Source organism: Streptomyces sp. NBC_00873 (genome assembly GCF_045207415.1).
GTDB lineage: Bacteria > Actinomycetota > Actinomycetes > Streptomycetales > Streptomycetaceae > Streptomyces.
This window is the reverse complement of record NZ_CP108803.1, coordinates 2,452,177-2,465,792: the sequence shown is the minus strand read 5'-3', so window position 1 is coordinate 2,465,792 and position 13,616 is coordinate 2,452,177. Positions and strand designations below refer to the sequence as shown.

Sequence of the window (13,616 nt, the reverse complement as noted above, 5' to 3'; positions counted from 1 at the left end):
CGTCTGCGCTGCTGGGCGAGGGCCCATGTGCCATTGCTCGACAGGCGCGTGCAGGGGTTGCGGCGGACGTCCGAGCAGTTCGACGAGCCGATCGGCGAACCTTCCCGGGCAGGACTACGGTCCGGCGCCGAACCCCGTGCAGCTACTTCGGAACTCGCCTGGCAGTTATTACCCGGAAGAGTGACGGTGGACTGCCGGCTTCCCCGGCGTGCAGGGAAGCCGGGGAGGGGCGGTTGCAGAGGTCAGGGCCACGAGGGTGAGCAGTGCGCACACGGGGTAGGCCCAGCCGAGCACAGCGAGGGGCCATGAGTAGTCGAGCGAGGTGATCCGGGGATGGAGTTGTACCAGCCAGAAAGCGAGATGGCAGGGCAGCGTCGTCGCCCAGGCGGCCTGAGCGGCTGCGCGCCAACGGGTGCGGTGCGGGGTGTGGAGGAGCCAGAAGAGGGCGGGGAGGGCCCAGACCCAGTGGTGGGACCACGAGATGGGGCTGGCGAGGAGGCCGAAGACCTGCACCGCGAGGAGGCAGCCGAGCCGGTCGGACCGCTGTGCGCTGCGCACCGCGGCGAAGAGTGCCAGCACGCCCACCAGGGCGGTTGCCGTCCACCATGGGGCGGACATGTCCACATCGTGGCCGAGGGAGCGCGAAAGCGCCCCGCGCAACGACTGGTTGAGCCCGGATCCGACGGGGCCGACCCGTGCGGCATCGCCCACCGCATGGAGCCAGAAGGCGCGGGAGGGCCCTGGCGCCAGCCACCATCCGGTCGCCGCCGCGGCGAAGAACGCCACGGCCGACCACGCGGCAGCTGTCCAGCGTCTGCGGATGAGGAAGTAGAGACCGGTGACCGCCGGGGTCAGCTTGATCGCGGCGGCGATTCCGACACCGAATCCCGCCGCGGCTGCCGAGCGCTGCTGGACAGCAAGGACGACCAAGGCCGCGAGCAGCAGATTGATCTGCCCGAAGGCGAGTGTGGTGGTGACCGGTTCGGTCCACATGAGGGCGGCGCTCCACAGCAGTACCCGCTGCCGGTGCTGCTCGGGTGGTGTGTCCGGGGCGGCCAGGCGCAGGCTGCCGTGAACGAAGGCGACCAGAGCCAGGAGCGAGGCCGTGGTCCAGGCGGCGGCCGCCGGCGGGAACGGGAGCGTGGAGAGGGGAAGGAAGAGGGCAGCGGCGAACGGGGGGTAGGTGAAGGGCAGAGGGAAGATGTCGGGGCCGGGCAGGTGGAGCCGGAAGGCGTACAGGTCGCCGGAGAGCAGATGGGTGGAACCGGTGCGGTAGACCCGCAGATCCACCATGCCGGAACGGGTGCACGCGGGGATCCACACCAGCAGCAGCATCACCAGGGAACTCACGGCCAGCACCCATGTCGCTCGGCGGGCCAGCGCGGTCCGCACCGCCGGCAGGGGTGGCCACCGAAGCTGTGGGTCCTGCGGTTCTCGGCCACTTGGCGGAACGACGTTGTCGTCCACGGCGGTTGTCATGGTTGTGCCCTCCAACGACTTCGCTCGATCGCGGGCGAATGCCCGGGAAGCCCCGGCCGGAGGACCTCTGCCGGCCGGGGTGCCGCCTTCACGCCACCATCAGGGTGAAGGCGCCGGGAACCGGCCTGTTTCGGCGGCTCCGGTCATGGCGAGGGCTGTCTGTTCCCGACTCCGCTGAGCCGTCCATGCCAGCCACACCATGGTCACCGACCCCCCGATGACGGCGGCGACCGCATAGGTCCAGGTGGGCCCCCGGCCCGCGGGCAGCACCAGCAGGAGCAGAGCGACCACCGCCCCCTTCGCCCTGGCATCCGCCAGAGTGCGCCACGCCACCACAGCCAGCGGCACACCGCCCCACAGCAGATACCACACCTGCACCGCGGGAGCGCACATCACCAAGGCCAGCAGCCCCATTGCCGCAGCGCGTTCCGCCCCATGGCGGGGAGCACGCCATATGCAGAACACCGCCGCGCCCAGCCCCGCCAACGTCCCGACCGTACGTGCCGCGGTCACCGCCCCCGGCGCGGCGCTCCATCCCACCGCGGCCGCGATCCACTCCAGCACTCGGCCCACGTCCGTGCTCACCGACAGCAGCGTGTACACCTCGGTCGGCGTATGCATGGTCCGCAGCCACCCCCAGCCCTGCCCGCACAGGGTCACCCCCAGCCACAGCGTCCCGCCGGCCACCAGGGCGATCCCCAGAGCACGACCGCAGCGCCGCCGCCAGCCCGACTGCGCGGCCACCGCCACCATCGCGGCACACCCCAATGCCACCCCAGCGGGGGCCTTCACCAGCACGGCCCCCATCAGCACCGCAGCGCCCAGACCCCATCGTCCGGAGCGGAAGGCCACGAAACCGGCCATCATCAGGCCGACCATCAGTGCCTCGTTGTGCGCCCCGCCCACCACATGCGCCAACACCAACGGATTGAGCGGCGCCGCCCACCAGGCCCCTCCACCGTCGGCACCCGTCCGAACCGCCAGCCGCTGCACCGACCACGCCATTAGGGCCAGCCCGGCGAGCGCCACCAGCCGAAGCCCCACGACCGCGGCGGCCACATGATGCTCCCCGGTCACCGATACCACGGATTGGCTCACCAGTACGGACACCGGCCCGTACGGTGCCGGCGTGTTCCGCCACACCTCCGGGACATTGGCGGCGAGCGAGCCGCCCAGTGCCGTCGGGCCGACCTCGTAGACGTTCCAGCCGCGCTGGGCCAGCGCGCCCTGGGCCATGTAGCTGTAGACGTCAGCGCTGAACAGCAACGGTGCGGGCAGCAGAGGCAACGTCCAGCATCCCAGCGTGCTCCACTGCTGCCTCCGGCTCATCACCGCACCGGCCCGCAACAGCGTGCCCAACTGCCACCAGGCCCACACCAGCAGCCCGAGTCCGGCATACGCCGCCGTCGCACCCACCGCCGTGAGGAGCGGGCCCGGTGCTCCCCACACCCCGTCCCGCACGCCTTGCGGCAGCGCACCAGCGCCCCACGCACCCGCCGAGAGCAGCACGGAACCCCACATGCCCCGCCGCGTCCATTCCCGGACAGGGCTCGCCATCGCTCGCATTCGGCCCAACCTAGATCCTTCCCTGGATCGCCAAACCAGCACCCGCGAAATTGACGGCGAACTCAGGATGTCGGCCTGTTGTCCACGGTCAGGTCCGTGACGGGGACAGTGCGGCAGAGCCCGTCTGACAGACCCTCACGGACAGGGCGGAGTCGTTCGCGTCCGTCGCGGCCGCTCTTCATGACCTCAGTTGCGGTGACCCTCCGTGGTTCTGGCGCCGACACTGAAAGTGATCCAGAACCTAGCCCACCGGCAATCCTTCCACTGGTCGTTCACGGGTGATGTCACTCCATTCACCTGCGCCGCCCAGAATTCGCCCCGGGCATGTCGTACATCGTCACGGCGTGCCCTTCACCTTGTGGCGAATAGGAAGGACGGCTGCTGATGCGGCCCACAGAGCGGCGAGTACGGCCGGCCGGTGGATCAGGTGGACAACGGCTCGCGGGGGCAGCGCTTACCGCGCTGCTCCTCGTGAGCGGCAACCTGACGGCAGCGTACGCCGAAACCGGTGCGGAGCGGCGCACACCAGGGCAGAGCGGGACGGCGGACGCCACGAGTCTGCCGACCCTCACCCCCGGCGACGCGGCGTATGTGGAGGGCACGCAGAAAGTTGCGGCCACGCCGACGCTGGCCGGTGACTCCGTGACGGGGCTCGCGGTCGACGGGAAGGCGATCGACGGCGAGCGGACGGTCGGGGTGTCCCGGCTCAGCTTCGACGTCGGGTCGAACTCGACGGAGGCCCGCTACCACAACTACGTGCTGGTCAACGGCGAGTACCGGGCCGACATCGGCGACCTCGTCAACGAGCGGGGCACGATCGAGATCCCGAACCAGCACCTCGTCAAGGGCGAGAACAAGATCGAGTTCTTCGCCGGCACGGTCGACAGCTCGTGCGGCACCAACCACGACGACTTCGTGCTGTCCGACATCAGCCTGGACCTGCTCGGCGAGGTCGCGGACGGTGAGGAGAACGAGTACACGTACTCCTTCGGCGACGGCAGTTGCGGTTCCAACACCTCGCTGCTGACGAAGGCCGCACTCAGCTTCTTCGTCCTGGGCGAACCGCAGGGCACCACCGGCCTCCAGGGCGACCTGGACACCACGAAGCTCGCCAACGGCGAGCACGCCCTCACCGCGACGACCACCTCGGGCAAGACCGTCAAGAACACCGTGACGGTGAACAACGCCCCGGTGGGCGCCCCCCGGCTGCTGCCCAAGGACGGCACGCTGGTGGGCGGCCGGCAGCCCGCGTTCGCGAACTTCCCGGCGGGCGCCGAGGGCAGCGTCGAGTCGCTGACCGTGGACGGTGACGCGCCCGTCACCGATCCGCACCTCGGCAATGGCGCGGCGACCTTCTCCTTCGACGTCGGGTCGAACTCGATCGACGACCGGTACGACAACTACCTGCTGGTCAACGGCAAGCGCATCGACCTGGGCGGCACCTGGGTGAGCCAGCGGGTGGACATCGCGATCCCGGCGCGTTTCCTGGTGCCCGGTGACAACACCGTCAAGGTCGTCACCAGCCCGTACAAGGAGAGCTGCGGCAACAACCGCGACGACTTCGACATCTCGCGTCTCGCGCTCGCCTTCGACGGCGGCACCGTCACCGGCCGCGACATCGCGGACTCCTACGCCATGGGCGACGGCACCTGCGGCGACAGCGACACCCGCCTGCGCGAGGTGGAACTGCACTACGCGATCGACGCCCCGGCGGTGCACGTCTCCGACACCCTCGGCTCCGGCAATGCGACCCTCGGCTTCACCGTGGGCAACAACTCGATCGAGGCCCGCTACCAGAACCACATCCTGGTGAACGGTCAGAAGCACGTGCTCGACAGTGACTTGGTCAGCCGGCACGTCGACCTGGCCTTCCCGAACGAGTGGCTCGTCCCCGGCTGGAACACGGTCGACTTCGTCGCCGGCACCTATCCGACGTCGTGCGGCGACAACCACGACGACTTCTCCCTCTCCGACATCACCCTCACCCCGGCAAACGGCGCTGCCACCGGCCGGATGGTCAAGGGCTCGTACAGCCTCGGCGACGGCAACTGCGGCGACAACGTCAACCCGCTGACCGAGATCGACCTCGAATTCTTCGTCGAGGGCCCGGCCCAGGGCCTCCGCGCAGACCTCGACACCACGAAGATCGACGACGGCAAGCACACCCTGGCCGCGACGTCGAAGACCGGCAAGGCCGCGACCCGGGTCCTGGTCACCGACAACTCCGCGCCGCGGGTGGCTGCCAGTGTCCCCGCGGCCGGGCAGAAGATCACCGCCTCGGTCGTCCTCGACGTCCGGCTCGAGGACCTCTCCGGCGTGGTGAACGGCCCCGACGTCAAGCTCGACGGCAAGCCGGTCCAGCTCGGCGCCCCGGTGGGTCCGGGCCTGTCCGCCGGCGAGCACACCCTGACGGTGTCCGGCACCGACGGCATCGGCAACAGCGGCACCCGCGAGGTGAAGTTCACCTCCGCCGGCATCCCGGACGTCCCCGCAGACCTCACCCCGAAGTCCGGCACGACCGACGCGGGCAGCAGCGTCAAGCTGTCGGCGAAGGTGGCCGAGCCCGACGGCGGCGAGGTGAGCGCCACGTTCTCCGAGGCCGAGATCCTCACCCCGAACCAGGTGTACCAGGGCACGGCCGGCTCCGTTCCCACCACGCTCGAGGTCAAGGGCGAGAAGAAGGTGACGGCCGCAGGCCTCGCCCCCGCCGACGGCAGGACGCTCGACGCGCCGGCCGCCGAGGACGTCACGTTCCAGCGGTTCGACGTCCAGGTGAAGGGCCACGTCGACGCGCCGGTGCTGCGCTGGGAGGGTGTCATCGACCCCGAACGGCTCGCCGCGCTGCGCGTGTGGAACACCGCGACGAAGAAGTGGGACGTCCTGACCAGCGCCCGCGGTGCCGCCGAGGGCGACACCGTCCTGACCGCCGTCGTCGACCGGAAGTACGTCGACAGGCAGCAGGTCCACACCATGGTGACCGGCGAGGATCCGTTCGCCGACGACATCGACGCCGGTGATCCGAACCGGTTCGCCGACCCCGACTCGTACGACTTCTCGATCGTCCACTACACCGACACCCAGTACCTCTCCGAGGGTGCGGTGGAGCAGGAGACGCCCGAGGAGCGCGCGGCCTGGGAGAAGGCGTACGGCGACGTGTCGCGCTGGATCGCCGACAACAAGGACAAGCGCAAGATCGCGTACGTCGCCCACACCGGCGACATCATCGAGAACAACATCCGCAAGCCCGCCGACGAGGCCATGCAGCGCCAGATCACCGGCGAGCTGGAGCTGTCCTCGAAGCAGCAGAAGATCCTGGACGACGCGGGTGTGCCCAACAGCGTGATCGCGGGCAACCACGACAACCAGTCGGGCACCGAGAACGGTCCGGACGCGATCTACAACCAGTACTACGGGCCCGAGCGCTACCAGGCGCTCTCCAAGGGCTGGAAGCACGCCGAGTACGGCGGCCCGTGGCGCGAGGGCGACAACCAGAACCACTACGACCTGTTCTCCGCCGGCGGCCTCGACTTCGTCGTGGTCGGCCTCTCCTACGGCGTGACGCGCGAGGAGGCCGAATGGGCCGACTCGGTCTTCAAGCGCTTCCCCGACCGCAACGGCATCGTGCTCTCGCACGACTACCTCGCGCCGAGCAGCAGCCCGAACGGACGCGGCGCCCCGTTCTCCGCGCCCGACGGCTCGATGCTGTACAAGAAGGTGGTCCAGGACAACCCGAACGTGTTCCTGATCCTCGCCGGCCACGAGCACGGCGTCGGCACCAACGTGAAGCCCAAGGTCGGCGAGGTCGCACACGACGTCGTCGAGCTGCTCGCGGACTACCAGTTCTACACGGTGTCCGCGGACCGGCTCGGGCTCACCGAGATCGGCGGCTACAAGCCCGACGACCAGCTCCAGTTCGGCGCGAGCTTCTTCCGGATGCTCCAGTTCGACGTCGACCGCTCCGAGCTGACCGTGGACACCTACTCGCCGCTGCTCGACGATTTCGGCGCCACCGAGTACGACAAGAACCACCGCTACAACGGCACCGAGGACAACATGGTGCTGCCGATCGACCTCAGCAGCCGCAAGACGACCTTCAAGACCGACTCGCTGGCGCTCTACGACCCCGTGAGCGTCATCGGGAAGACCAAGGTCGGCTCCGGTGGGATCGCCTCGGTGACCTGGAAGGAACTCGAGCCCGGCACGACCCACGCCTGGTTCGTCACGGCGCGCTCCACCGGCGGCGGCGTGACCGCCTCCGAGCCGAGTGCCTTCGTGACCAAGGACGCCCACGGCCGGCCCGGCGTCTGGGGAGCGGACGTGCCCGCGTACCCCTGGTTCACGTCGTCCACCGGCCGGCGCTGACCGATTGACCCGCCGGTAGCACCTGTCCGGCGCCACGCCCGTCGTCCCGGACCCGACCGGTCCGGGACGACGGGCTCGCCGCCGTTCGCCCCTTGACAACGAGAACCGAGACCTCCATGCGTCCCGCCCCCGTGTCCACGCCAACACCCCTGCCAACACTCCTGCCCTCCTCCTGGCTGCCCCGGCTCCCGCCGCGCCGGCTGTCCGCCGCGCTCCTCACCACCGTCGCGGCCCTGGTGGCCGTGCTCGCCACCGGCCTCGCCCATCCGTCCCCCGCCGCTGCGCACGACGTGACCTCAACCGCGTATGTCGAGGTGGAGGGCACCGGAGCCCGTGTCGAGGCGACCCTGGACCTCGAATACGACCTGCTCATGAAGTCGGCCTGGCTCTACGCCGAGGCGTACGAGGCGAAGGACCGCGCAGAGCAGCTGCACCAGCTGAAGACCAACGCCGGCGCGGTGACCGAGTACGTCACCGGACGCTTCGCCGTCACCCACGACGGGAAGGCCTGCACACCCCGCCGCGCCGGTGACGCGGACATCCGCACCCGCGGCACCCGGCCGTTCGCCGTCCTCACCCTGGCCTACGACTGCACGGGTGGCGCCGACGGCACTTACACGATCTCCAGCGCCCTGTTCCCCGACACCGAGAGCTTCGTCCACGGCGCGGAGACAATCGTCCACTACGACATCGACGGGCAGAGGGGCTCCCAGGTCCTGTCCGCCGCCGAACCGACCGTGGAGACCGGCGGACACCACGAGTCGCACCAGATCGTGGAGTTCTTCCTGCTCGGCACCGAGCACATGCTGTTCGGCCTGGATCACATCCTCTTCCTGCTGTCGCTGCTCATCGGCGCCCGCGGCCTGCGCGACATCGTTCTCGCGGCGACCACCTTCACGGCCGCGCACAGCGTCACGTTCCTCCTGGCGGCCACCGGCGTCGTGAACGTGCCGGGATCGGTCGTGGAGCCCGTCATCGCCGCCTCGATCGCCGTCGTGGCGCTGGCCAACGTCGCCCTGCGCAACCGCGAGGGTACCGGGCGCTGGCGGCTGCCGGCCGTCTTCCTGTTCGGCCTCGTCCACGGCCTGGGCTTCGCCGGCGCGCTCGGCGTCGACGAGAACCGGTCCTGGGAACTGCTGCTGTCGCTGCTGAGCTTCAACGCGGGAATCGAGGCGGTGCAATTGGGCATCATCGCCGTGGGATTCCCGCTTCTGGTCCTCCTTCGCCGGACTCCCGCACACCGCTGGGCCCTGCCCGCGATGACCGCGCCCATTGTGATGGTCAGTCTGTACTGGTTCTGGGGCCGGGTGGCAGACGCGGTGTGACCGAGTGGGCGGGAAGCGCGGGACGCGTCATGTCCTGTCCACCAACTTTCCGCTTCGCCGGCCACCGGACCGGACAGGGCCTGAGGCCGACCGGCAATTGGGGGCGGCGTCACGGGGCTGGGGTGCGTCAGGGGGACCTAAGTCCCCCTGGAAAAGGGGGGGACAGGTCCAATGTTCCCGGAGCGGTCGCAGGACAGACTGATGCCTGCAGGGACCAGGAGGTTCCGAACCGAGGAGGCCCGGATGACGACACCCGCACCGCCCAAGCTCTGGCAGCCGCCGCTGCGGGGGCTGGCCCTGGCGGCACAGAAGGTGCCTCAGCTCGCCCTGTTCGTCCTGATGGTGATCTCCCTGGTCTATCTCGGCCTCGGCGTGGGCGTCCTGCTCCTGCCGCTGGTCGTGGCCGCCGTAAGGAAGCTGGCGAACCGGTCGCGGCGGCTGGCCCACGTCTGGTCGGCGGTCCGGATCGCCGAGCCGTACCGTGAACTGCCGCCGCGGGAGCCCGGCTTCTTCGGCCGGTGGCGACGCTGCAGGCAGCTCCTGTCCGACCCCGCCACCTGGCGGGACATGCTGTGGACGATCGCCGACCCCGTCGTCGGCGCCGTCCTCGCCCTCATGCCGGCGGCGCTTCTCGTCTACGGACTGGAGGGCCTGGTCTTCCCGTTCGTCTGGGACGACCTCGTGTCCGCAGGATACGACGACCACTACGCAGGACTGATCCATGTGCACGGCGAGACCGGTCTGCGTACCTGGCTGATGCCCCTCGTCGGCACGGGGTTCATCGGGCTGGGGCTGTGGGCAGGACCCAAGCTGATCACGGCCCATGGCCGCTTCACCCGCACCCTCCTCGGCCCCCACCCGAGCGCCGAACTCGCCGCACGCGTCGGCCATTTGACTCGCACCCGGGGCGCCGTCGTCGACAGCCAGGCGGCGGAGCTCCGCAGGATCGAGCGCGACCTCCACGACGGGGCGCAGGCCAGGCTCGTCGCGATGGGCATGAACCTCGATGCCGTCGAACAGCTCCTGGACTCCAACCCCGAGGCGGCGCGCGCCCTGTTGATGGAGACCAGGGACTCGTCCTCCAAGGCGCTGAGCGAACTCCGCGACCTCGTACGGGGAATCCATCCGCCGGTCCTTTCCGACCGGGGTCTGGGAGACGCCGTGCGGGCCCTGGCGCTGGACAGTCCGCTCCCTGTCGACGTGGTGGTCGACCTGCCCGGCCGGCTGGACGACCCCGTCGAGTCCGCCGCGTACTTCGCCGTCAGTGAACTGCTCACGAATGTGGCGAAACACGCGAAGGCCGGGAGGGTATGGATCGACATCAGGCACGACCAGGACGCCCTGCGCGTCAGCATGACCGATGACGGGGTCGGCGGCGCCGCGGCATCCGCAGGAACGGGGCTGCGCGGAATTGAGAGCCGCATTGCCGCATTCGACGGCATACTTGCCGTGAACAGCCCTCAGGGCGGACCGACGATGGCGACGATGGAGATTCCGTGCGCATTGTTCTCGCCGAAGACCTCTTCCTCCTGAGGGAAGGGCTCGTGCGCCTCCTGACCGCCCATGGATTCGAGATCGCCGCCGCCGTGGACAACGGCCCCGCCCTCCTGGACGCCCTGATCGAACACCGGCCGGACATCGCGCTCGTCGACGTACGGCTCCCGCCCACCTTCACCGACGAGGGCCTGCGCGCCGCCATCGAGGCGCGCAGCCGGATCCCCGGCCTCCCGGTGCTCGTGCTCTCGCAGTACGTGGAACAGCTCTACGCCCGTGAGCTGCTGGCGGACGGTTCGGGCGGGGTCGGCTATCTGCTCAAGGACCGCGTCTTCGACAGCCGCCAGTTCATCGACTGCGTGCGCCGGGTGGCCGCGGGCGGCAGCGCGATGGACCCCGATGTGGTGGCGAAGCTCCTGGCGGGCAACGCCTCCGACGCCCCCCTGGGCCGGCTCACCGCACGGGAACGGGAAGTGCTCGGACTGGTGGCGGAGGGCCGCTCCAACGCCGCCATCGCCGGGCGGCTCGGTGTCAGCGAGAAGGTCGTCACCAAGCACACATCGAATGTCTTCACGAAACTCGACCTCGTACCGTCCGACGACGACAATCGCCGCGTTCTCGCCGTCCTCGCCTATCTGAATTCCTGACAACTCTCGCTGTACAGGCGCCGTACAGCCCCCGCGGGCATGCTGCGCCCGATGAGTCATGACCTCATTCGGGGAAATCAGAGAAATCAAATGAATGGGCCGGTCGGTCCGACAGCTCCGGGGCCGCAACCTCTACCCGCACGGCATCGAACGCGAGGTCGGCGCACTCGACCCGGCCTTCGAGGGCAGGACCGGCAGCGCCTTCTCCGTCCCGGGCCCGGCGGGTCAGGGCGAGGAGATCGTCGTCCAGGAGATACGGGCCGGGCAGACCGGCCCCGGCCGGCTCAGCGGCCTCGCGGCGACCAGGAGATGAAGGCGCTCGTCGCCGACACCTCCTGGATCCAGCGCCACGACGCGGAGGCGGCGCTCGCCGAACAGCCCGCCGCCTGAACCGTTCCCCTACGCGCAACGCACCACGCACCACGCACCACGCGCCCGTGCCCCGCACATCCCACACCCTGGACGAGGAGTCCCCATGTCACGACCGCACCGCTGGGCCGACCGGCTCCTGAAACTACCGGGCGGAAGGAAGGGCAAGTGGCCGGCGCTGATCACCTGGCTGATCATCGTCGTCGCGTCCGTGCCCCTCGCCGGACAGCTCTCGGAGATCGAGAAGGACGAGCTGACCATCGAGCTGCCCCGAGGCGCCGAGTCCACCGGTGTCGCCGGACTCGCCGACCGGTTCGCCGACGGCAAGATCTCCCTCGGCATCGTCGTCTACGTACGGGACAGCGGGCTGACCGCCGAGGACAAGGCCAAGGTCGCCTCCGACATCAAGGAGTTCGCGACCTTCGCGGCCGGCGAGGTCGGGCCGGCCAGGCCGTCCGACGACGGTAAGGCGCTGACCGCGTTCGTGCCCCTCGGCAAGGAGGACAGCACCGCACTCGCGGACAATGCGGAGAAGGTACGGGACCGGGCCACCGCCGACCGGCCGGACGGCCTCGAAGCCAGACTCACCGGCCCGGCGGGCAACTCGCTGGACGCCGCCGACGCCCGGGAGTCGACCGGCCGTGCGCTGACCCTCATCACGGTCCTCGTCGTCGCCGCCCTGCTCCTGATCACGTACCGCAGCGCCATCCTGTGGTTGCTGCCCCTGCTCACCGTCGGCGTCGCGTTCCTCACCACGCAGGCCGTCTCGTACCTCCTCGCCAAGGGCTTCGGGCTCACGGTCGGCGGCGGCAACGAGATCGTCGTGACAGCACTGCTGTTCGGTGTCGGCACCGACTACGCGATGCTGCTGCTGGCCCGCTACCGCGAGGAACTGCGGGTCCATGAGGACCGGCACGAGGCTATGCAGACTGCGGTCCGCAGGGCCGTCCCCGCGATCGCCGCGTCCGCGGCGACCGTCAGCATCGGGCTGCTCTGCCTGACGCAGGCGGACGTCGGCTTCAACTACACGCTCGGCCCTGCCGGGGCCATCGCCGTCATCTGCGGTCTCGCCGCGATGACCACGCTCTTCCCGGCTGTTCTGGTGATCCTCGGACGTTGGGTGTTCTGGCCCAATGTGCCGCGCGCCGGAGTGGCCGTGAAGAACGCCAACCATCGCCTGTGGGACCGCGTCGGCGGCAGGATCTCCCGCCGTCCGCGCCTGGTATGGATCGGCTCCGCCCTCGTCCTCACCGTGCTGGCCCTCGGTTCGCTCGGCCTGAGGACCGGTCTCGACGACGAGCACCTCATCGTCGGCAAGCCCGGCTCGATCGCCGGCCAGGAACTCCTCGCCGACCACTACCCGGCCGGCCAGAGCAGGCCCGCCGAGGTGATCAGCAAGGCCGAGGCCGCGCCCGCGGTCGCCGCCGCGCTGAAGGGCATCGACGGGGTTGCCGAGGTCGACGCGCCGGAGAGGTCCACGGACGGCACTCTCGCCAGCACCCGGGCCGTACTGAAGGACAGCCCGGACAGCGCGCCGGCGGCCCGTACGGTCGACCGCATCCGCGCCGCCGTGCACGCCGTCCCCGACGCTGACGCCCAGGTCGGCGGCCCCACCGCGATGGCACAGGAGAAGACCGAGGCGCAGGCCCACGACCGCAAGGTGGTGATCCCGCTGGTGCTCGCCGTGGTCTTCCTCATCCTGGTCGTCCTGCTCCGAGCCCTGGTTGCGCCCCTGCTGCTGATGGCGACCGTGGTGCTGTCCTACTTCGCCGCCCTCGGCATCAGCCGGCAGCTGTTCCAGCACGTCCTGGGATTCCCGGCGGTGGACATCCAGGTCATGCTGATCGGCTTCCTGTTCCTGGTGGCACTCGGCGTCGACTACAACATCTTCCTCATCCACCGGATCCGCGAGGAGGTCGGTCACCGCGGCCACCGCGCCGGCGTACTGAGCGGACTCACCTCCACCGGCGGCGTCATCACCAGCGCCGGCGCGGTGCTGGCGGCGACGTTCGCCGCGCTCACCACGGCACCGCAGGTGGCGTTCATCGAGACCGGAATCGTCGTGGCCATCGGTGTCCTGATCGATACCTTCCTCGTGCGGTCCGTCCTCGTCCCGGCCCTGGCCCTGGACGTCGGCCGTACCTTCTGGTGGCCGGGCCGCCCGGTCGGCACGGACACCGCACCGCCCGCGGCGGACGGACAGCCCACGCCGGCCGCGGTACCCGCGGGCAGCCGAGGCGGTGGCGTATAGCCCGGATGTGGCCAAGGGCTCCTGCGGCGCCAGGCCGGCCACCGCTTCGGGTGCCGCGGAATCCGCCACGGTCACGCCCGCCGCGCGGAGTTCGGCCGTGGTGCGCTCGATCCAGGGGCGTGC

The 13,616-nt window shown here is 70.0% G+C and carries 8 protein-coding genes; 6 read left to right on the top strand and 2 right to left on the bottom strand.

The genetic code is table 11. From position 1 onward, the window contains the following. Window positions 1-168 precede the first annotated feature (168 nt). Together OH809_RS11075 and mptB are read right to left on the bottom strand one after the other, a co-directional pair. Window positions 169-1,479 (bottom strand): glycosyltransferase 87 family protein, encoded by a 1,311-nt coding sequence (locus OH809_RS11075; protein WP_406422556.1) that lies wholly within the window; start codon window positions 1,477-1,479, stop codon window positions 169-171. Window positions 1,480-1,578: 99 nt separating this feature from the next. After that, window positions 1,579-3,036, bottom strand: coding sequence for a polyprenol phosphomannose-dependent alpha 1,6 mannosyltransferase MptB (gene mptB / locus OH809_RS11070; protein WP_406422557.1), 1,458 nt, complete (start codon window positions 3,034-3,036; stop codon window positions 1,579-1,581). 480 nt (window positions 3,037-3,516) lie between these two features. Between mptB and OH809_RS11065 the strand changes: the two genes are divergently transcribed. The 6 genes from OH809_RS11065 to OH809_RS11040 all read left to right on the top strand — a co-directional run bounded on the left by OH809_RS11065 (window position 3,517) and on the right by OH809_RS11040 (window position 13,493). Then, window positions 3,517-7,407, top strand: a complete 3,891-nt coding sequence (locus OH809_RS11065) for a metallophosphoesterase (RefSeq protein ID WP_406422558.1) — start codon at window positions 3,517-3,519, stop codon at window positions 7,405-7,407. Between the two features lie 116 nt (window positions 7,408-7,523). Further along, the gene (locus OH809_RS11060; protein WP_406515073.1) at window positions 7,524-8,732 is read left to right on the top strand and encodes a HupE/UreJ family protein; all 1,209 of its coding nucleotides are present in this window, start codon (window positions 7,524-7,526) and stop codon (window positions 8,730-8,732) included. A gap of 243 nt (window positions 8,733-8,975) precedes the next feature. Then, complete coding sequence (locus OH809_RS11055; RefSeq protein ID WP_406515072.1) at window positions 8,976-10,265, top strand: sensor histidine kinase; 1,290 nt, start codon at window positions 8,976-8,978, stop codon at window positions 10,263-10,265. Further along, entirely contained in the window at window positions 10,229-10,873 is a 645-nt protein-coding gene (locus tag OH809_RS11050; protein ID WP_406422561.1) for a LuxR C-terminal-related transcriptional regulator, read from the top strand. Before OH809_RS11055 ends, OH809_RS11050 begins: the two co-directional genes overlap by 37 nt. 94 nt (window positions 10,874-10,967) lie before the next feature. Beyond that, window positions 10,968-11,186 (top strand): hypothetical protein, encoded by a 219-nt coding sequence (locus tag OH809_RS11045; RefSeq protein ID WP_406422562.1) that lies wholly within the window; start codon window positions 10,968-10,970, stop codon window positions 11,184-11,186. Between the two features lie 162 nt (window positions 11,187-11,348). Next, complete coding sequence (locus OH809_RS11040) at window positions 11,349-13,493, top strand: MMPL family transporter (protein ID WP_406515071.1); 2,145 nt, start codon at window positions 11,349-11,351, stop codon at window positions 13,491-13,493. Window positions 13,494-13,616 lie beyond the last annotated feature (123 nt).